General features: G+C 41.0%; 19 protein-coding genes and 4 pseudogenes. 16 read left to right on the top strand and 7 right to left on the bottom strand.

Annotation, left to right across the window (positions count from 1 at the left end):
- The first annotated feature begins 49 nt into the window (after positions 1 to 49).
- The 3 genes from BR62_RS0105500 to BR62_RS0105490 are packed head-to-tail and all read left to right on the top strand — an operon-like array spanning position 50 to position 1971.
- Entirely contained in the window at positions 50 to 844 is a 795-nt protein-coding gene (locus tag BR62_RS0105500; protein ID WP_032870016.1) for a thymidylate synthase, read from the top strand.
- Positions 841 to 1326: a dihydrofolate reductase gene (locus BR62_RS0105495; RefSeq protein ID WP_032870014.1), complete on the top strand. Its 486-nt coding sequence runs from the start codon at positions 841 to 843 to the stop codon at positions 1324 to 1326. Before BR62_RS0105500 ends, BR62_RS0105495 begins: the two co-directional genes overlap by 4 nt.
- Positions 1327 to 1347: 21 nt before the next feature.
- On the top strand, positions 1348 to 1971 hold the full coding sequence (locus tag BR62_RS0105490; protein WP_032870012.1) for a lysophospholipid acyltransferase family protein: 624 nt from the start codon (positions 1348 to 1350) through the stop codon (positions 1969 to 1971).
- Positions 1972 to 2011: 40 nt separating this feature from the next.
- Here BR62_RS0105490 and trhA read toward each other — a convergent pair whose 3' ends face one another.
- Both trhA and BR62_RS0105480 read right to left on the bottom strand, forming a co-directional pair.
- Positions 2012 to 2650: a PAQR family membrane homeostasis protein TrhA gene (gene trhA, locus BR62_RS0105485; RefSeq protein WP_007409529.1), complete on the bottom strand. Its 639-nt coding sequence runs from the start codon at positions 2648 to 2650 to the stop codon at positions 2012 to 2014.
- Positions 2651 to 2666: 16 nt separating this feature from the next.
- The gene (locus BR62_RS0105480) at positions 2667 to 3659 is read right to left on the bottom strand and encodes a sigma-54-dependent transcriptional regulator (protein ID WP_020955961.1); all 993 of its coding nucleotides are present in this window, start codon (positions 3657 to 3659) and stop codon (positions 2667 to 2669) included.
- A gap of 184 nt (positions 3660 to 3843) precedes the next feature.
- On the opposite strand from BR62_RS0105480, the gene ilvA reads away from it, so the two are divergent.
- The 5 genes from ilvA (at position 3844) to BR62_RS0105455 (ending at position 7543) form a co-directional block, all read left to right on the top strand.
- On the top strand, positions 3844 to 5112 hold the full coding sequence (gene ilvA, locus BR62_RS0105475) for a threonine ammonia-lyase IlvA (RefSeq protein WP_014418155.1): 1269 nt from the start codon (positions 3844 to 3846) through the stop codon (positions 5110 to 5112).
- A 92-nt stretch (positions 5113 to 5204) separates the two neighbouring features.
- A complete protein-coding gene (locus tag BR62_RS0105470) occupies positions 5205 to 5456 on the top strand; it encodes a DUF2535 family protein (RefSeq protein WP_007409532.1) in 252 nt (83 codons plus the stop codon).
- Positions 5457 to 5555: 99 nt separating this feature from the next.
- Positions 5556 to 6137 carry an SCO family protein gene (locus tag BR62_RS0105465; RefSeq protein WP_032870010.1) on the top strand — a complete coding sequence of 194 codons (582 nt, stop codon included), beginning with the start codon at positions 5556 to 5558 and terminating at the stop codon, positions 6135 to 6137.
- Between the two features lie 77 nt (positions 6138 to 6214).
- A complete protein-coding gene (locus tag BR62_RS0105460) occupies positions 6215 to 6970 on the top strand; it encodes an SGNH/GDSL hydrolase family protein (RefSeq protein ID WP_007409534.1) in 756 nt (251 codons plus the stop codon).
- 9 nt (positions 6971 to 6979) lie between these two features.
- Complete coding sequence (locus BR62_RS0105455) at positions 6980 to 7543, top strand: YpmS family protein (protein WP_007409535.1); 564 nt, start codon at positions 6980 to 6982, stop codon at positions 7541 to 7543.
- A gap of 50 nt (positions 7544 to 7593) precedes the next feature.
- Here BR62_RS0105455 and BR62_RS0105450 read toward each other — a convergent pair whose 3' ends face one another.
- A complete protein-coding gene (locus tag BR62_RS0105450; RefSeq protein WP_003153639.1) occupies positions 7594 to 8019 on the bottom strand; it encodes a MarR family transcriptional regulator in 426 nt (141 codons plus the stop codon).
- A gap of 128 nt (positions 8020 to 8147) precedes the next feature.
- Here BR62_RS0105450 and msrA point away from each other — a divergent pair, with 128 nt between their 5' ends.
- Together msrA and msrB are read left to right on the top strand one after the other, a co-directional pair.
- A complete protein-coding gene (gene msrA / locus BR62_RS0105445) occupies positions 8148 to 8681 on the top strand; it encodes a peptide-methionine (S)-S-oxide reductase MsrA (RefSeq protein ID WP_003153641.1) in 534 nt (177 codons plus the stop codon).
- A 1-nt stretch (position 8682) separates the two neighbouring features.
- Positions 8683 to 9117 (top strand): peptide-methionine (R)-S-oxide reductase MsrB, encoded by a 435-nt coding sequence (gene msrB, locus BR62_RS0105440; protein WP_007409536.1) that lies wholly within the window; start codon positions 8683 to 8685, stop codon positions 9115 to 9117.
- A 40-nt stretch (positions 9118 to 9157) separates the two neighbouring features.
- Here the strand turns inward: msrB and BR62_RS0105435 are convergent.
- The 3 genes and pseudogenes from BR62_RS0105435 to BR62_RS0105425 form a co-directional block, all read right to left on the bottom strand.
- Positions 9158 to 9778: pseudogene (locus tag BR62_RS0105435) on the bottom strand (polysaccharide biosynthesis protein); the annotation flags it as partial.
- A pseudogene (locus tag BR62_RS0105430) lies at positions 9754 to 11438 on the bottom strand (recombinase family protein). The pseudogenes BR62_RS0105435 and BR62_RS0105430, both read right to left, overlap by 25 nt.
- Before the next feature lie 216 nt (positions 11439 to 11654).
- A complete protein-coding gene (locus BR62_RS0105425; RefSeq protein WP_032870007.1) occupies positions 11655 to 12605 on the bottom strand; it encodes a thermonuclease family protein in 951 nt (316 codons plus the stop codon).
- A gap of 264 nt (positions 12606 to 12869) precedes the next feature.
- Between BR62_RS0105425 and BR62_RS0105420 the strand changes: the two genes are divergently transcribed.
- The 6 genes and pseudogenes from BR62_RS0105420 to BR62_RS0105395 all read left to right on the top strand — a co-directional run bounded on the left by BR62_RS0105420 (position 12870) and on the right by BR62_RS0105395 (position 17318).
- Positions 12870 to 13304 carry an SMI1/KNR4 family protein gene (locus tag BR62_RS0105420; RefSeq protein WP_076982865.1) on the top strand — a complete coding sequence of 145 codons (435 nt, stop codon included), beginning with the start codon at positions 12870 to 12872 and terminating at the stop codon, positions 13302 to 13304.
- Positions 13305 to 13340: 36 nt separating this feature from the next.
- Positions 13341 to 15057 (top strand): annotated as a pseudogene (locus BR62_RS0105415) (T7SS effector LXG polymorphic toxin).
- Between the two features lie 8 nt (positions 15058 to 15065).
- The gene (locus BR62_RS0105410; protein ID WP_032870144.1) at positions 15066 to 15563 is read left to right on the top strand and encodes an SMI1/KNR4 family protein; all 498 of its coding nucleotides are present in this window, start codon (positions 15066 to 15068) and stop codon (positions 15561 to 15563) included.
- Between the two features lie 61 nt (positions 15564 to 15624).
- The gene (locus tag BR62_RS0105405; protein ID WP_032870004.1) at positions 15625 to 16221 is read left to right on the top strand and encodes an SMI1/KNR4 family protein; all 597 of its coding nucleotides are present in this window, start codon (positions 15625 to 15627) and stop codon (positions 16219 to 16221) included.
- A gap of 296 nt (positions 16222 to 16517) precedes the next feature.
- Positions 16518 to 16772, top strand: a complete 255-nt coding sequence (locus BR62_RS19825; protein ID WP_269319970.1) for a GNAT family N-acetyltransferase — start codon at positions 16518 to 16520, stop codon at positions 16770 to 16772.
- Between the two features lie 207 nt (positions 16773 to 16979).
- Positions 16980 to 17318, top strand: a complete 339-nt coding sequence (locus BR62_RS0105395) for a YolC/YozM family protein (RefSeq protein WP_032870002.1) — start codon at positions 16980 to 16982, stop codon at positions 17316 to 17318.
- A gap of 277 nt (positions 17319 to 17595) precedes the next feature.
- On the opposite strand, the pseudogene BR62_RS0105390 reads toward BR62_RS0105395, so the two are convergent.
- A pseudogene (locus BR62_RS0105390) lies at positions 17596 to 18051 on the bottom strand (hypothetical protein); the annotation flags it as partial.
- Positions 18052 to 18220: the final 169 nt, after the last annotated feature.

Here is an 18220-nt window from a genome sequence, read left to right as displayed (position 1 = left end):
TTTTTATTGTGTTACACTACTAAAAGACTACTTTAAAAGGATGAAAAAAATGAAACAATATAAAGATTTGTGCCGTCATGTGTTAGAAAACGGAGAAAAAAAAGGAGACCGTACGGGAACGGGTACGATCAGCACGTTCGGCTACCAAATGCGGTTTAACCTTCAGGAAGGTTTCCCGATGCTTACGACGAAAAAGCTCCATTTTAAATCCATCGCGCATGAGCTGCTTTGGTTTTTAAAAGGAGATACGAATGTCCGCTACCTTCAGGAAAACGGAGTCCGCATCTGGAACGAATGGGCGGATGAAAACGGAGAACTCGGACCGGTTTACGGTTCTCAATGGCGTTCATGGCGCGGAGCGGACGGCGAGACCATTGATCAAATCTCCCGGCTGATTCATGACATCAAGACAAACCCGAATTCCAGACGTTTAATCGTCAGCGCCTGGAATGTCGGCGAAATTGATCATATGGCGCTTCCGCCTTGCCACTGCCTGTTTCAGTTTTATGTCGCGGACGGAAAACTGTCGTGTCAGCTTTATCAGCGCTCAGCGGATGTCTTTCTCGGCGTGCCGTTTAATATTGCGTCTTATGCGCTTTTAACAATGATGATCGCGCATGTGACGGGGCTTGAACCGGGTGAGTTTGTTCATACATTCGGAGACGTCCACATTTACCAAAACCATGTGGAGCAGGTGAATTTGCAGCTGACAAGGGATGTCCGTCCGCTGCCGAAACTGCAGTTTGCGCGAAATGTTGATTCTATTTTTGATTTTACGTTTGAAGACTTTATCATTGAGGATTATGACCCGCATCCGCACATAAAAGGAGCTGTCAGCGTATGATTTCGTTTATTTTTGCGATGGATGAAAACCGGCTGATCGGAAAAGATAACGATCTGCCTTGGCACCTTCCCGATGATCTCGCATATTTCAAAAAAGTGACGACGGGCCACACCATTGTAATGGGGCGGAAAACGTTTGAATCAATCGGACGCCCGCTTCCGAATCGGCGTAACATCGTTGTAACCTCACGGGACGAATCTTTATTCCCGGGCTGTATTACCGCCGACTCGGCTGAGGAAGTGCTCAAGCTGATCCCGGCCGATGAAGAATGCTTTGTGATCGGCGGCGCCCAGCTGTACAGTGCGCTCTTTCCTTATGCGGACAGACTCTACATGACAAAAATTCACCATGTCTTTGAAGGAGACCGTTTTTTTCCGGAATTTAATGAAGCTGAATGGGAATTGACATCCCGCAAACAGGGAGTAAAAGATGAAAAAAACCCTTACGATTATGAGTACTTTGTATACGAGAAAAAGAATTGAGTTTAAGCAGGGGGACAAGAATTGATTCGTTACGGCTGCCTTGTGATGTACGTTGTATTTATGTTCATGAAAAATATTCAGGAATATATCAATCAAAAAGAGCTTGACCCGCGGCTTTCTTTTCAAAAACAGATGAGGCTGGTGTATGAGCGGCCGAAAGCCTTTATGAGAGGCTGCATTGACGTGTCGGGATCAACAATCGGCATTCATCATGATCAGCCGATACCGGACGGCCCCGTATTGTATGTGCATCCCAGATTGCGCCCGGCTGATCTTCTGCTGCTTGCGGGACATCTTGAAGAGCCGGCTGGTTTTATCGCTGGCGAGAAAGCTTTCCGGATGCCGTTTCTCGGAAGTTGGCTGCGGCTGATGGGTGTCATTTGTGACGGAGACAGCCGGGATGCCGTGTTTCAGGAGGCGGAAGTCCGTCTGCAAAAAGGGCAAAGTCTGATTCTGTCCGAAGACGGCAAAATCAATCCGGAGGAACTGGCCCTTCGTTTCGATCTCCCGATTGTGCCTGTCAGCACTTCGGGAACAGACCGGCTGCTGCGGGGCAGATTACTGAAACGGCTGAAACCGGCTGACATTGAATTACATATAAAGCCCGCTTATTATCCGGCCGGACAGAAACGGCTCCGTGCATAAAAAAAGCACAGTCTCTATAGAGAGGCTGTGCTTTTTTATTTCAGATAAAGGGGACTTTGACGCAATAAAATAAAATACAGAAAAACATCGAGGCGCTGCCGCCTAAAACAAAACTGTGCCAAATGGCGTGATGATACGGAACCTTTCTCCAAATATAAAATATTGTGCCGGCGGAATACAATAAGCCGCCGAAAAGAAGAAGGCCGAAACCGGGACCTGACAGCGAAGCGTACAGCGGTTTAATGGCGACGATGATCAGCCAGCCCATCATTAAATAGACAAGCGTTGAAAAAATGATAAACCGCTTCACGAAAAAGATTTTAAACACGATGCCTCCGATGGCAAGCGACCAAACAATAATTAAAAGGGTCAGACCGAGCGCCCCTTTAAGGGGTCCTAATAAAAATGGCGTATATGTTCCGGCTATTAATACGTATATCGCGGAATGATCCACAATCTCAAGAATGTCTTTCGTTTTTTTATGCTGAATGCTGTGCAAAAGAGTCGAGCTGAGATACAGCAGCAGCATTGAAGCGCCGAAGATTGAAAAGCTGACGATGTCTGTCGGCGAGCCGTATTTCACCGCGAAGATAATGAGAAAAATAAGCGCCGGAATCGACAGCAATACACCGATTCCGTGTGTGACGGCATTTGCGATTTCTTCTTTTATTGTGAACAATCAAATGTCCTCCTTTTTAAAGGATTTGCTTTTGCAGTGACTGCAAAAAGCTCAACCCTTCTAATGTAATTTTTGTTCCAGCGCGTCCACGGCCTTTTGTCACATAGTTCATCTTTTCTAAGTAATCAAGCCTGTTTCTGACCTGCTGGGGCGATAATGTCATTGTGCTGTTTTCGCTTAATTCGGATATGCTCCGTCTGCTGGCGGGTTCGCCTTTTGTATTTAAGTCTTTAATTGATTCCAAAATAAACAAAAACTCTTCTTTCTCCATCAATGTCAGCCGTTTTTCTTTTTTCTTAGCTGTTTTCGCTTTCTGGCTGTTTTTGATATACAGCGGGACATCATCGGGATAAATCGTGTTGCCGGATGCTGCCGCGGCCATATAGTACGCCGCATTTTGAAGTTCTCTGATGTTGCCGTTAAAGGTGTGCCGCTCAAACAGCGGATAAACGGACGGATCGATATGAACATGCTGCCCCGAGGCTGTCAGCATATGCTGCAGAAGAAGCGGTATATCGCTTTTTCGTTCAGATAAAGCAGGGAGCGGAAGGCATAACACGTGAAGCCTGTAAAATAAATCTTGGCTGAACGTATTTTCTGCGCCGGTATCACCAAGATCCGCCGTGCTGCTTGCAATGATGCGGGCGGAAAGCCCGGCATCCAGCTCGGAAAGAAGGCGGGCCTGTACCGAGAGCGGCATGTCTCCGATTTCATATAAGAATAATGTTCCGCGGCGGGCCCTGTTTAATGCGCCTTCAGCGCCGAACAGTTCATATTCGAGCCGCTCTTCGCTTTGGCTGCAGTGAACGGTAATAAATAGTTCGCTGTTTCTGCGGGATTTATGGTGGATCGCTCTGGCCATTTGTTTTTTTCCGGTTCCGACTTCACCCGTTATGAAGACTGGCAAATCAGATAAAGCAAATTGCGAGGCCAATCGTTTCGCTTCTGAAAAGGTGTGATGTTCGCCGGCTAGCTGATAAAAAGGATCAGTTTGTTCAATTACACTCATGAATTGGCTCCTTTTGGTTCTAATTGGTTTAAGTATAACACGTTTGTGCGATCGAAAATATCTTTTTCTCTTGTATCGGTTCATTTAATTTTATTTACAAAATTAAAATAATTGTCTTATTATTTGAATATTCATGTTATAATGGCATATTAAATAGGGATTTAAATAAGAAAGGACTCTGTAAATGAAACCGTTGCTTAAAGAAGACTCTCTCATCCAGGTAAAAGACATTTTAAAAGCGCACCAAAATGTAAAGGACGTTGTGATACATACGCCTTTGCAGAGGAATGACAGACTTTCTGAGAGGTATGGCTGCAACATCTATTTGAAAAGGGAAGACCTGCAGGTGGTCAGATCATTTAAGCTCAGAGGGGCTTATAATAAAATGAGGCAGCTCTCAAAAGAGCAGACTGAAAACGGAATTGTATGCGCAAGTGCGGGAAACCATGCGCAGGGGGTTGCGTTTTCATGCAAACACCTCGGCATTCACGGCAAGATTTTTATGCCGTCAACCACACCGAGACAGAAAGTATCCCAAGTGGAACTGTTCGGAAAAGAATTTGTAGAAATCATATTGACGGGTGACACTTTCGATGATGCGTATAAGAGTTCTGCGGAATGCTGTGAAAAAGAAAACCGCACGTTTATTCATCCGTTTGACGATCCCGATGTCATGGCCGGACAGGGAACGGCTGCCATCGAAATTTTAAATGACATTGACGTTGAACCGCATTTTCTTTTTGCAAGCGTAGGGGGAGGAGGACTCCTGTCCGGGCTCGGCACGTACATGAAAAACATATCGCCGGATACAAAAATCATAGCGGTAGAGCCGAAGGGCGCAGCCTCCTATTTTGAATCGAAAAAAGCCGGACAAGTGGTTGAACTTGAGAAAATTGATAAATTTGTCGATGGGGCGGCCGTAAAAAAAATCGGCGCCGAAACCTTTCAAACGCTCGAAACCGTCGTCGATGACGTTGTGCTTGTCCCGGAAGGAAAAGTGTGCAGCACGATTCTCGAATTATATAATCAATGCGCCATCGTAGCGGAGCCGGCGGGGGCATTGTCCGTGTCAGCCCTTGATCTGTACAAGGAAGAGATTAAAGGGAAAAACGTCATCTGCGTGGTCAGCGGAGGGAATAACGACATCGGCAGAATGCAGGAGATGAAGGAACGCTCCATGATTTATGAGGGGCTGCAGCATTATTTTATCGTTAATTTCCCGCAAAGGGCGGGAGCGCTTCGCGAATACCTAGATGAAGTGCTTGGGCCTGATGATGACATCACCCGGTTTGAATACACGAAAAAAAATAACAAAAGCAGCGGCCCCGCATTGGTCGGCATTGAGCTCAAGCATCGGGAAGATTACGGCGCGCTCATTGCCCGGATGAATCAAAAAGGATTTCATTACGTAGAGGTGAATAAAGATCAGGATCTGTTCCACCTGTTAATCTGACTTTTTTTAGAACGGCCGCGCAAAATGACAGACACGCTTTCTCAGATTGTATATAATAAAAAGAAAACAATCGAAAAAGAAGGATTGATATCTTGTTACTCAAAAGCCTAGAGTTCAAACGACAGGACGGGATTCAGGTAAAAGTGACAGAAATACCGGTTGTCACGGAAGGTGAACATTATTTTTTTCAAATTCATCAGCACCTTGAGCTTTATTTGAGAGAGGTTTTTGCTTCACAAAGTGTGAGAACAGTGTATTCATTCCGACAATATGTCAAGCGCCGTATGAAGTGGAAAGATTACGAGGCCGTTTTCAACCAAGAGATTTTAAAACATAACGCATAACGGTGCATATTCCTTAGCGCCTTCCTTTTGATAAGGGAGGGTGCGGGAATTTTTTTATGATGAATGCTGTAAGCGTTTTATCCATGGGGGGGAATGGAAATGAAAAAAATGAAAATCTTCGCTGCCGTCTTTTGTTTGCTGCTCTTGTGCGCCTGCGGGGGGAAAACGATAAAAGACCCGCTGAACTATCAGATTGAACCGTTTTCATATCAAAACCAAGATGGAAAAACAGTGTCACTGAAAAGCCTGAAGGGGCATGTCTGGATTGCCGACTTTATGTTTACAAATTGTAATACGGTCTGTCCGCCGATGACGGCCCACATGACCGAACTGCAAAAAAAACTGAAGGCTGAGAATCTGGACGTGCGGATTGTGTCGTTCAGTGTAGATCCTGAAAAGGATACGCCGAAACAGCTGAAAGCATTTGCTGCCAAATACCCGCTCTCACTTCGCAACTGGGATTTTCTAACCGGTTACAGCCAAAAGGACATTGAAGATTTTGCGCTGAACAGCTTTAAAGCAATCGTCAAAAAGCCTGAGGGAGAGGACCAGGTCATACATCAAACCTCTTTTTATTTAGTCGGACCTGATGGCAAGGTGCTTAAAGATTATGACGGCGTGCAGAAGGTTCCGTATGATGACATCCTCTCAGATGTCAGAGCGGCTGAGGAGCTCAAGTAAACTGGCAGATTAGACATTTTCAAATCTGAAAAAACATGTTACACTTTCCACTAGTAGACGGGGAAGGAGCAACCAGATTGAAGCTGCGAATGTTCTCATTGATCGCCGGACTGGCTTTGCTTTTATCAGCATGTTCTGTCCAGCGCACCGGTTCTGACACTGAAGAACCGAAAACGAAAGATCATATTGTCATAGCTGCGGTCGGTGATTCATTGACTGAAGGAGTAGGAGATCCTGACGGTTCAGGATACGTCGGCAGGGCAGCGGAGTCTCTTAAGAAAAAGGGACATGTGAAAACGGTTGATATTAAAAATTATGCGGTGCAGGGTGACAAAACGTCTGACCTGCTGGAAAAGCTTGATAATAAAAAAGTTCAGAAATCATTAAAGAGCGCCGACTATATCTTTTTTACCATCGGCGGTAATGACTTAATGAAGGTGCTCCGCCAGAATATGATGCAGCTGACGGTTCAGCCGTTCCAAAAGGAAGAGAAACCTTTTGAAAAACGATTCAAGGCGATCGTTTCAAAAATCCGCAAATATAATGAAAACGCAGAGCTGGTGTATGTCAGCATGTATAATCCATTCACGTTTACGCTGCCTGAATTAAAAGAAATTAATGGGGTTGTAACGGATTGGAACAAGATCGCCGCAAAAGAGCTGGAAAAAGATCCTCACGCCGCCGCGGTGAATGTTGAAGACTTGTTCAGTCAAAAAAGCGGCAGCAGACGGATTTCAAAGGATGATGATTTTCATCCGAACGCAAAAGGGTATGCACTTATCGCCGATCGATTGTACGGCATCATTGAAAAACAAGGGTTACCAGCAGAATAGGGTGAAATGATGAAAAAGTGGAAATCGCTGTTTTTTGTTCTTCTCGCACTCAATGTGATTGCCGCCGCGGTAATTGTGACATTATTGGTTATGCCGGGAGAGCAGGCGAAAATACAAGATCAGACAAAAAGTGAGTACGGCTTTCATATCACGAGCTCGAAAGAATCTCTTGCCAGGTTTGTGAATGCGTACTTAAAAGAGAAGGCATCGAATCAGCTTGACTACAAAGTGGACATCAATAACGATGTGCACGTGGCAGGTAAAATCAAAGCATTCTCAACCTCCATTAACGCGGTCGTCACATTTGAACCGTCCGTACAGGAGAACGGAGATGTGATGTTGAAAGTGACGAAGTTTTCCTTAGGCGAATTAAGCCTGCCGATCAGCTTTGTGCTGAATTATATGGACAGCTTTTATGAACTTCCGTCATTTGTGCACGTTCATTCCGGGGATAAAAGCATCGAGATCCGTCTGTCGGAAATGCCTTTAGACAACGGCATGTATGTAAAAGCGGATAAAATCAATCTCGACACGGATGAAATTGAATTTTCCTATTATCATCCGAAACAATAAGTTTTCATAAAAAAAACACAGATCCTTTCAGGGATTTGTGTTTTTTCGTGTCAGCGTTTTTTGTCCAGCTTGCTGAACAGTTTGATTAACGTTGCGAGCTCTTCATCAGAGTAGCAGTCAAACCGTTTAAAAAAGTATTCTGTTTTTTTCTGGTTGAAATGATCGACAATTTTCTCCCCGGCTTCCGTAATATGGATTCTGATAATTCGCCTGTCCTCTTTAGAACGGATGCGGGTGATCCATTCCTTTTCTACTAAAGCGTCGGTCACTGCGGTAATATGGCTTGCGGAGACCTCAAGAATGGGGGCGAATTCCGTTACTTTTTTAGGCCCTTGTTCACTGAGAATCCGCAAAATGGTGAATTCGTTCCTGGACAGCTCTTTATCTAGAATTTCATTAACTTCATTTCTGATTTGTTTAAACACTTTTCGAAGCAAAGCTTCCATATCATACATCATTTGTGTCCTTACTTTCAAATCATGAACCTCCAATATGTAGTCAGCGTGGCATTCGTTTAGCTTCCCCTGAAAGCAGAATTATTTTTATTCTGTTTATACATGCTATAATATAATAATACCACGTATGAACAAAGGAGGGCACCCGTATGTCAGAAAAAAAAGAAATCGCCACATTTGCAGGCGGTTGTTTTTGGTGCATGGTGAAGCCGTTTGACGAACAGCCCGGGATTGAAAAGGTGGTGTCCGGCTATACAGGAGGTCATACTGAGAATCCGACTTACGAAGAAGTGTGCAGTGAAACGACCGGACACAGAGAAGCCGTTCAAATCACATTTCAACCTGACATTTATCCGTATGAAAAGCTTGTCGAGCTGTTTTGGCAGCAGATCGACCCGACTGATGCAGGCGGCCAGTTTGCAGACCGCGGAAGTTCATATCGGGCGGCGATATATTACCATAATGATGAACAAAAACAAATCGCTGAAGCCTCAAAAAAACAGCTTGAAGAAAGCGGCATATTTAAAAAGCCGATCGTGACAGACATCTTGAAGGCTGAGCCTTTTTATGAAGCGGAAGGCTATCATCAGCACTTTTATAAGAAAAATCCTGATCACTACGGGCGCTACCGTGTAGGTTCCGGACGTCAAGGCTTTCTGGATGAGCATTGGAGGGACAGATAAGATGGCTTTTAATAAAGAAGAAAAAATCAAATCATTAAACCGCATGCAATATGAAGTCACACAAAATAACGGAACGGAGCCGCCGTTTCAAAATGAATTCTGGGATCACAAAGAAGAGGGGCTGTATGTTGATATCGTATCGGGAAAGCCCTTGTTTACTTCTCTGGATAAATTCGATTCTCATTGCGGCTGGCCCAGTTTTACAAAACCGATTGAGGAAGAAGAGGTTGACGAAAAACTGGACACAAGCCACGGGATGATCCGGACGGAAGTGAGAAGCAAAACAGCTGATTCCCACTTAGGCCACGTATTTAATGACGGTCCGGGGCCAAGCGGTCTCCGTTATTGCATTAACTCTGCGGCACTCCGGTTTATTCCGAAAGACAAGCTGAAGGAAGAGGGCTATGAAGCCTGTCTGCATTTATTTGAAAAATAAAGCTCAGCAATGAGGCCTGCCTATCAGACAGGCCTTTTTTCTATGTTTTTTTTTCTTCATGTAATTGTTCAATAATCTTTACGATTGTGTCTTTTGTGATGAGCGGCGCCTGATCGGATTGATATCTGGGGAGATTGACCTTCTGAAATTCCGGATGTTTGGCGGGATCCGGCAATATCGCGTAAAGATTGCCCCATTCATATAAAGATTCCGTCTCATGAGGAGAGGTCAGTTCTTCATGAAGCTTCTCACCGGGGCGTTTTCCCACTTCAACAGCGGCGGGGCGCGGCAGTCCGTGCCGGAACGCATATTCTTCAAACCCGTGAAGCAGTTCTTCAAGCCTCAGGGACTCCATTTTAAAAATAAACGTTTCTCCGCCCTTTGTGATCGCCGCAGATTGCAGGGTGAGCGTTGCGGCGTCATCAATCGACATAAAAAACCTCGTCATGTTTTTATCCGTAATGGTGAGCGGGCCGCCTGCCATCAACTGCTCAAATAAAATAGGAATAACAGAACCGCGTGAACCGAGCACATTGCCGAAGCGGACCGAACAAAACACCGTACCGCGGTTTTGAACATGATGATTTGCCTGATGAAACAGCTTTTCGGACAACAGCTTCGTAGCTCCCATTGTGTTTACCGGGGAAACGGCTTTATCGGTTTTTTAAGATATTTACTGTATTTTGAGGGACTATCAGTGACGGTGAGGTCGATAACGAAAAATTAAACCTTAGGATAGGGGTAATTTCAAACTGAGCCGGAATTGGCCCTTTTCTTTTTTGTGTCATCGTAACGATAACTTCTTTGAAGACCATTCTTAATAGCGCGTTCTTTTTCTCTGTGCTTGATTCAATGTGATATTGATCAATTATCCTATTTATGTTGTTTCTGACTGTATTACTGTCTATTTCTGATTGCGCTTCTTGAGTTCCATTGAGCTCATGCTTGGCAATCTGGAGTTCTTTAAATTCTTCATCTAAAACAGCTTTTCTTTTCAAAAAAAGTTCATCAGTGTAAATGCCGCTCTCATATTTCTCGAAGATAAAATTCTCTTTGTTTTTTAACTCTTGTTCTTTTTGTGAAAGATGTTCAGACATTTGCTTTTTTGTTTTCACATTACTATTTACGTCTTCGTATTTAGAAATCATTGAAGTGATATGTTTTGTTAAAGTCTTATTATCTAAGTTGCTTAAAGAAGAGAGGTAATCCAGAATGGCATTTTCAACATCGTTATATCTTACATAAGTGCATTTATTCTTTTTGCAAGTGAGTGATTTAACGTGATACACACTTTCCGTGCCGTTTTTGTTTTCTCGCGTTCTCCTAGTTTCGTATTTAGATAATGGTTCACCGCACTTAGAACAAGTGCATACGCCTGCCAATTCACTTAATTCCAATGCATTTTTATTAGGCAGCAGGGGGACTTTGTTTGCAATTTTCTCTTGTGATTGTTGAAATTGTTCTTGATCTATTATAGGAGCATGTGCATCCGATACTACAATTTGTTCCTTTTCAGGTCTAATTGTTCGTTTACCGTCTTTTGTTTTTTCTCTAACCTTATATTTAACAGTTCCGATATACGCTTCGTTTTGCAGAATTGCTTTAATTGTGTATTGATTCCAGCGCTTTTTTCCTGATGGAGTCGGTATTTGTAATTTTGTTAAGTGAGAAGCAATCGCTGTATAACTATAATCTTTTCCATTCAACCCATTTAAAAAGATGTTAAAGATGAATTGAACGACTTTTGCTTTTTCTTCGACTGGGACTAGTTTGGATGTTTTTTTGTTTAACCGGTATCCATAAGGCGCTAGTCCGGAAATCCATTTCCCTTGTGCCGCATATGTGTATTTAGCGCCTGTCATACGCTCTCTGGTCATTTCAAATTCTTCTCTGGCCATAAACAATTCAAAACGAATCTGACGCATGTCTGCAGGGTTTCGAGGGTCATAAACTTTATATGGTGTAATGATAATCAATCGCTTGCTTTGAAGAAGGTTAACAATTTGTCCCGCATCACTGTAGCTCCCGCGGCTGAGTCTTGTTATTTCTTTAACAGCAATTGCCTGGTACTTGCCTTCCTCGAGGTCTTTAAGACATTCTTTAAAAACAGGGCGGCCCTCAATGCTTTCTCCTGACCCGATTTCCATTTTTAATTCATAGGGGATTTCAATCGACTTCAGTATTTTATTCATGAGTTCTTTTTGTTCTGTTAGCGTATCTTCGCCTGTTCTTTTTTCTCGCTCCATATCCTGACGAGAGCGTCTAAGATAACCCAAAATATTTGTAATGTTGTAAGAGTGAACGATGTTTTTTAACTCCAAAAAATCAGCACCTCCTCTTTATTGTATTTGCTGTAAAAAGAGAAGTATTCGTACAATATTCTGTCTGACATTGAATACGAAAATAACGTAATAAATATTGTAGGGGCTGTATTCTTTAAGTGTTGGGCTAAAGAGCTCGCTCATACGCTCTATGTTTTTTGTTAGCCTGAGAAAATACCCAAATAAAAAAAGAAGCCTCAGAGGACTTCAAAATAATTAATTCTTCTCACATGCAAAGTTGTCATTATCCCGATCCATCTTAGATGTATAAGCAGGGTGAGTGCTTGGTACTCCATGCGGATATTTCTTTCTCAGCTCTGTGCAGTTTGCAAAGTGTTCTGTTCCTCCAGCAGAAGGGGAGGCTTGTGCAGAGTTAGAAGAGCTGCTTGATGCTGAACCGCTTGAGTTCGATTTATGTGTCTCGGATTGGTGTGTTGTAACTGACTTTTGAGCCGGCTTAGATACACTTACTGATTTCTTCGGTTTCGTTACGCAGCCATTAAATCCTTTATCAGTCGCATATCCATTCTTACTCCAAATCTTCAAGTCTTTATCTTTCGCAGCTTGCTCATCTTTCTTATACGTGTCTAAATACTTCGTGTTTGGCTCATATACATAAGCTACTCGTGCTAATCCTTCTTTAAGCAGTGTTTCTTGTACTGATTTGCCATCTGCATAAACGTAAGCCAGCATTCTGCCATACTTGTCTGTACGATCTCCTTTATCAAACTCCAGTTGAAGTTTTCCCTTGTTAACCAGCTGTTTGTTTCTTGCTGAAGCATCCTCACCATATGGTTGTACGCAAGAGTTTGGGTTCTTAGTTTTAGGCGTGTCAACAAGTAAATAACGAACAGTTTTGACTTCGCCTTTATAGTTAACTTTAATCGTATCCCCATCAACTGTTCTGTTAAGTGTTACATCGACCAGCTTTTTCTTTTTGTCAGACGCCTTTTTATCCGACGAATCCTTCTTTGAAGCATTTTCGGCTTTTTCACTTTTGTCATTTGATTGAGTGTCTGCCTTTGTCTCTTTTGCATCCTTTTCTTCTTGCTCTGTTGTTTTAGCTTGATCTGAATCTGTTTTATCTGTAGAAGCAGAATCAGATCCACACGCAGCCAAAGAAAAGCTTAGAGATAATGCGCCAATACCTAACAGCCATTTCTTCAATGTAATTCCCCCAATTTGTTTGTTCTGTCTCTATATCGGACAAACCTTCCTAATTATAAGTATAAAACCAAAGATTGTAAATTTCATTTTGGCATTTTAAGACACTCAAATACAGTTGTGTGGTAAAATTTAGTGACTCAAACACCTTAGAGGAGGGAAATTTAATTGGAAGAAGGAAAGTTAATTCGCATGACTCTTGATGGGATAAAGGAAGCTGTTTCTAAATACGGAACTTTTCCTATGCTCCAACATGGAGGGCATGTCATGGAAGATGCTGCTTTTCAATTCAGAGACCCAGCCAGTCCTCAAGAAATTAATAGTTTAGAAAAGATGTTAGGGGTAACTTTGCCTAATGATTATAAAGAGTTCCTATTCAATCACAATGGAATGGAAATGTTTAATGGTATTGAGCTTCTTAGTACAGAAGGGATAATTGAATTTAATGAAGTTCAAGACTTCCCTAAGGGATATGTCCTAATTGGGTATCATTATGATGGCAGGTATGTTATTGATGTAAACAAATCAAATAAAGGATTGGGGTATATGTTGCATCTGGATTCAATTGATAATATTGAAGATGCGGTATATTTAGACTCTAACTTTGAGATATGGTTTGACATGTTGGTGTCATCAAATGGAGCTAAATACTGGGAAGTGAAGCCGAAAATCCAAGAGTATTATAAATATATTTCAGAATAGAAAATTTAGATAAGATTAAGTGGGAAGGAGACTTAAATGAAAGTATTTGAAGCAGCCTCGTTCATTTCAGCCGCAGAAAAGCGGGCAAAACAATACGATCAGATTAGAGAACAATTTATCACTCTCAGGAAAGCCTATCAGGGAATGGCTGACTTAGACGACAGTGAGTTTTCAGGCAAAGGCGCAGACAACATTAAAGCATTCTTTCAAGATCACGCCGGTGTCACGGACAGCTGGCTTGATCTGATCGATATGAAAATCGCATTTTTTAACAGTATTTCAGGAAAAGTAGTTGATGCCGGATTGGCTGATTCGTTTGTGGAAGAGTCATTTTTAGAACACGAGCTGTTTCATGCGAAGAATAAATCACAAGCCATCATGCAGGAGCAGCGCAATGAAATGAAAGGTATCCTTGATGAAATCAGTGATATCATTCATCTAGAAGTTTTCTCGACAGAAGATGTCGATCAAAAGCTGGATTCGGCAGACAAGAAACGGGACAATACCATACACAAGCTTGGAAAGCTCGATCATGATCTAACGAAGGAATACGCAGAAACCGAGGCAAACAAACATTTCATTCAGGCAGATTTTCAGCAGCTTCAAAATGCAACGGGTAAAGGGAAAAACGCCACTCCGCTTCACTATAACGCCAAGGCATACAGGGAAAGTGACATACATAAGAAAAAAGGCGAGATTGCAAGACATTCAGACACATATTTAACGTTTAAGAAGGAAGAAGCAAAAGAACGGGAAATCAAGGATCTGAAGAAAAAGCTCGCTGATGGTGTGACCGATCCGGATGAATATTTGGAAATTGCAAATAAGATCGGCTATGAAAACCTTGAACCTTCCCAGCAGCAATATGTCATTCAGCTTGAACAAGCAAAACAGCTTGAAGAAGTCGGAGAAGTGACTTGGGATATTTTAAAAGGGAGCCGGCATCGGCCTTTATGATGTCGGGAAAGACACGGTAACCGGTTTATGGGACTTCATAACCGATCCGGGAGAAACCTTGTCAGCACTGGGGAATGCAGTACTTCATCCTGTTAAAACATATGATGCTGTTTCAGCAGCAATCGAGGAATCGTATCAAAAGGATATGGTAAATGGAGATGCTTACTCCAGATCAAGATGGGTGACATATGCAATTGGTTCAGCAGCTGTGGCTGTCGTCGGAACGAAAGGCGCAGGAGCCGTTAACAAAGCTGATGCGGCGGGGAAAGTCATAAACAAGGCAGGACAGGCAGGGAAGAAAATGAAGGATGTTAAAATTCCGGATTTGCTGCCATATAATCCAAAGTATGATCTTGCTCTGACAGGTGACGTGCCATACAATGTAGTGGATGGAGCAAACTTAAAAAATCAACTAATGAGTTTTGCTAAAAAGTCAGATAAAGAAGTAAAACCTTTCGATGTCGTAGATTATAGGCCAAGTAACAGTCCCTTAGAGAATCATCATGGTGTAATGGACGTATGGGCTAAACACAATGTTCCGAATTATGTGAGTAGAGGGAGTAACACACCAACAGTAGCTTTAACTAAGGAACAACACAACGCTACCAAGAAAGTATATAGAGAATGGTTGTTCGAAAAAACAGGGAAGAAAGTTGGCGGCAAAGTAAACTGGAAAGAAGTATCCCCTAGAGAAATACAAGAACTTACTGAGAAGATGTTTGATGCTGCTAATGTTCCTAAAGAAGCGAGACAGCAATATTATAATGCATTTAATCAATACAATTTTAGAAAGTAGGTGTGGACTTGAGTATTCATATGTTAATCAAGAAGATTGCTTCTACATCAGACTGCCGGCTGTTTGAAGTTGACGGTCTCCCGACAATAGACGAGAAGCATCAACTACCAAGAGATGTTAGTGAATTTTATGAGCAATGCGGCGGAGCAGTTTTATTCGAAAATGCGGATTATCCAATATATATAGTAAGTCCACATGAGTTTAAATTGGCTAACCCCATTATTGTTGGGGAACTTTGTGAAGAAGATATTTCATCTGAGTGGTATATTGTTTGTACGGATGGAAAAGGAGAATATCTGACAATTGATTTAAATGAAGATCGTAAAGGTAAGTGTTACGATAGCTTTTTTGATCGACATGGAATTGTTGGTGAAACACAGGTAATAGCCACTTCATTTACAGATTTAGTACAGCGACTGCTTGAGAATAAGGGTAAACATTGGTATTGGTTAAGAGATGATTATATATCACTAGGCGATGCGTATGATGGCGTAGAAATTGAATAATCTATTAAACAAAAGTATTGCAATTGTTCAGTGCTAAAAATGTGCAATGCGGAGGGGATTATTGAGCTTCTATAATATCAAACAAAAGTTGAAAGATTTTTCAATTTATGCAAAAACAGATCCTAGCATTAATACAAATGAACAACTCAAAGAAATTGAAAGAAATATAGGTAATCAATTGCCTTCCGACTATAAGGATTTTTTGAAGGGATATGGAGGCTGTTATTTAGAAAGTAAAAAAACAACAGATGAAGTTGAGTACGACGTTTGCTACAAACCTATAGAGAAAGATCCTTGGATGGGTAAGGAAGATGATACACAATTACTAGAGAGCTTCTATGGTTTAGCTAACGATCATAACAGTCTCCAAGAAGCAATCAATACTTATTCTGATCGCTTTCCTAGGAATATTATTCCTATAGCAAGTTCGGCAGGTGGTAATGTAATATGTATGGACATCGACAATGAAAAAGTTTTGTTTTGGGATCACGAATTAAGTCAGCCTGATAAAGACTTTTTCCTAATTGCCAATTCGTTTGAGGAGTTTATCCTAAGTTTAGTAGACGAACCAATTGAAACGGATGATAGTGACAGTGATGTGGAAATTGAGATTTTAGACAATGACTTTGGAAAATTGCTCTTTGGTAAGGACAATTAGCTTTTATTTTTAGGAAAAGTATTGCAAAGTTAAGCTCTCAGAAAGAGAGCTTTTTTATTTTCGATAGAAACTAATTATAAAAAGGGAGAGAGGTTATGGATTCGTACCAAATAAAGAAATTAAAACCCGAAGAATACAATAAGTGTAATAATATTTGGGACATGGAAAAGAAAATGGCTAAGGTGTTTTATGACGAATTAGTAAGTGGAAACAGAATTACTTTTATTTACTTCAGTGAATGACGAGTTTTAGGAGAAGGATCGTTAGTTCTTTAAAACAATGACCCATATTATACCATTCCGGATAATCGCATTTATCTATCTCGTATGATTGTTAAAGAAGGATATCGAAATTGTGGGATAGGTGGTATTATTGTTGATTATTTGATTGATTATGCTAAACAACTTGGATATAAGGAAATAACACTCGGTGCAGATACAGATAACTTAAACGCAAGGCATCTATATGAAAAGAAGGGTTTTACAACCGTATTATTTTTTTGTGAAGATGAATATGGTGAATATGTAATACTCCTAAAAGTATTAAAATAAAATTCCCGAGATTATGGTGAATGTGTGGGAGGTTACTTTCACAAACGATGATAGACGGTAACTTAATCTAATTAGATCGTTATTAAGGTGCGGATTAGCATTTATCCTCTCAAAACCAACCCGTAATGAACGAGGATACTGTTGGCTGAGGAATTATTTTTCCATGTATTGTATTTTATGGTATTCTTGGAATGAAAGGAGGAGACAATGAAAAAGAAATTAATTGGGGTCTTGATCATTGTTTGTTTTTCTGTGTTAGTGTATGGCGCAGTTACACATTCTTTTAAAAATCAAAAATCCACTGAGGAAGTATTAGAAAGTGCATGGGATGAATTTGGCTTATTTAGCTTTGGAATTGGAGAAACAGACCCAGTCATATCAATTGGTATGGATAAAACAAAAAATGAAGAAGAATTACGGCGCTATCTAAATGACAATTTATCTGAGGAAGCTAAAGAAAAATATAAAGTTAAAATCATTAAAAAGGATATCAATCTTTTAGAAGAACAACATGAAAAGTATTTAGAAAGTGTTGAAGCACATTGATACATTAAAGCTTCTTATCGGCTCTAAATAAAATAACGGTGATATCCAATAAAAAATTTTTGTGAATATTCAGATTATTTCATTTAATCTGTTATAATCAAACTGTGAAATACAAACTGGTTATAGTGTATTTCTTTAATAAGAAATGCATAAAATAAAAAGACCAGGGTGTTGGTAGCACCCTGGCTCTGTACAAAAAGCTGCCTATCAAAGGGCTTGCTCGATGTAGTTTCATGATTGACCTAACCCTTCAGGTTTCCAGCTCAAGGGAGGTCTATTTCTTATTGAACTTTTTATCATTTACTTTCAGTTCATTTCCATTGGTGTCGACATTATAGGCTTTTACGATAACATCCTCTCCTTGATACCAAAAAGCAAATGGATTGGACAATTGATGTTCCTTAATGGTGTTGTTATTTAATGTGTAATAATATGGTTCATGTTCAGCTAACAAGACGATATCGTCTGAATAAGGTTTTTTTTGGATATATGGTATATCCGGTACCTTAAAGTATCGTTTATTGAATTTTTCTCCTTGGGATGTGGATATGAGTACGCTTTTCTTGATGAGTGGATTTGAATAGATAAAAAAGATTTTATCCTCGGTTGGATTAATTTTAGAAGTACTTACAGAGTGTTCTCCTTTATTTATAAAGAATGCATTGATCAACAATATAACTATTGCACCAATTAGAACTCCTGAAATCCCATATAAAACATAAGACTTTTTCATATAACGCTCCTTATCTTTTATATAAAAATAAAAAGACACTTGCAGAATAAATCTGCAAAGTAAATGATTAGGAGCAGACAGTTTTTGATGAGCGGTCAATATCCAGATGTGACAAGTGCGCCTCCATTATTGTCTAGGTCGGTTCCTTTTGTGTTTTTGTATGATTGCC

Origin of the sequence: Bacillus sp. UNC69MF, from assembly GCF_000746035.1 — a bacterium.
Taxonomy (GTDB): Bacteria; Bacillota; Bacilli; order Bacillales; family Bacillaceae; genus Bacillus; species Bacillus velezensis.
Note: the sequence above shows the minus strand (reverse complement) of the source record. Positions and strands in the feature narration are given on the sequence as shown.

What these genes read in the sequence shown, in the direction of transcription:
- BR62_RS0105420 (WP_076982865.1), top strand. Translation starts at nt 12,870, where the DNA reads ATGGAAGATGCTGCTTTTCAATTCAGAGACCCAGCCAGTCCTCAAGAA.
- BR62_RS0105495 (WP_032870014.1), top strand. Translation starts at nt 841, where the DNA reads ATGATTTCGTTTATTTTTGCGATGGATGAAAACCGGCTGATCGGAAAA.
- msrA (WP_003153641.1), top strand. Translation starts at nt 8,148, where the DNA reads ATGTCAGAAAAAAAAGAAATCGCCACATTTGCAGGCGGTTGTTTTTGG.
- msrB (WP_007409536.1), top strand. Translation starts at nt 8,683, where the DNA reads ATGGCTTTTAATAAAGAAGAAAAAATCAAATCATTAAACCGCATGCAA.
- BR62_RS0105480 (WP_020955961.1), bottom strand. Translation starts at nt 3,659, where the DNA reads ATGAGTGTAATTGAACAAACTGATCCTTTTTATCAGCTAGCCGGCGAA.
- ilvA (WP_014418155.1), top strand. Translation starts at nt 3,844, where the DNA reads ATGAAACCGTTGCTTAAAGAAGACTCTCTCATCCAGGTAAAAGACATT.
- BR62_RS0105465 (WP_032870010.1), top strand. Translation starts at nt 5,556, where the DNA reads ATGAAAAAAATGAAAATCTTCGCTGCCGTCTTTTGTTTGCTGCTCTTG.
- BR62_RS0105500 (WP_032870016.1), top strand. Translation starts at nt 50, where the DNA reads ATGAAACAATATAAAGATTTGTGCCGTCATGTGTTAGAAAACGGAGAA.
- BR62_RS0105455 (WP_007409535.1), top strand. Translation starts at nt 6,980, where the DNA reads ATGAAAAAGTGGAAATCGCTGTTTTTTGTTCTTCTCGCACTCAATGTG.
- BR62_RS0105395 (WP_032870002.1), top strand. Translation starts at nt 16,980, where the DNA reads ATGAAAAAGAAATTAATTGGGGTCTTGATCATTGTTTGTTTTTCTGTG.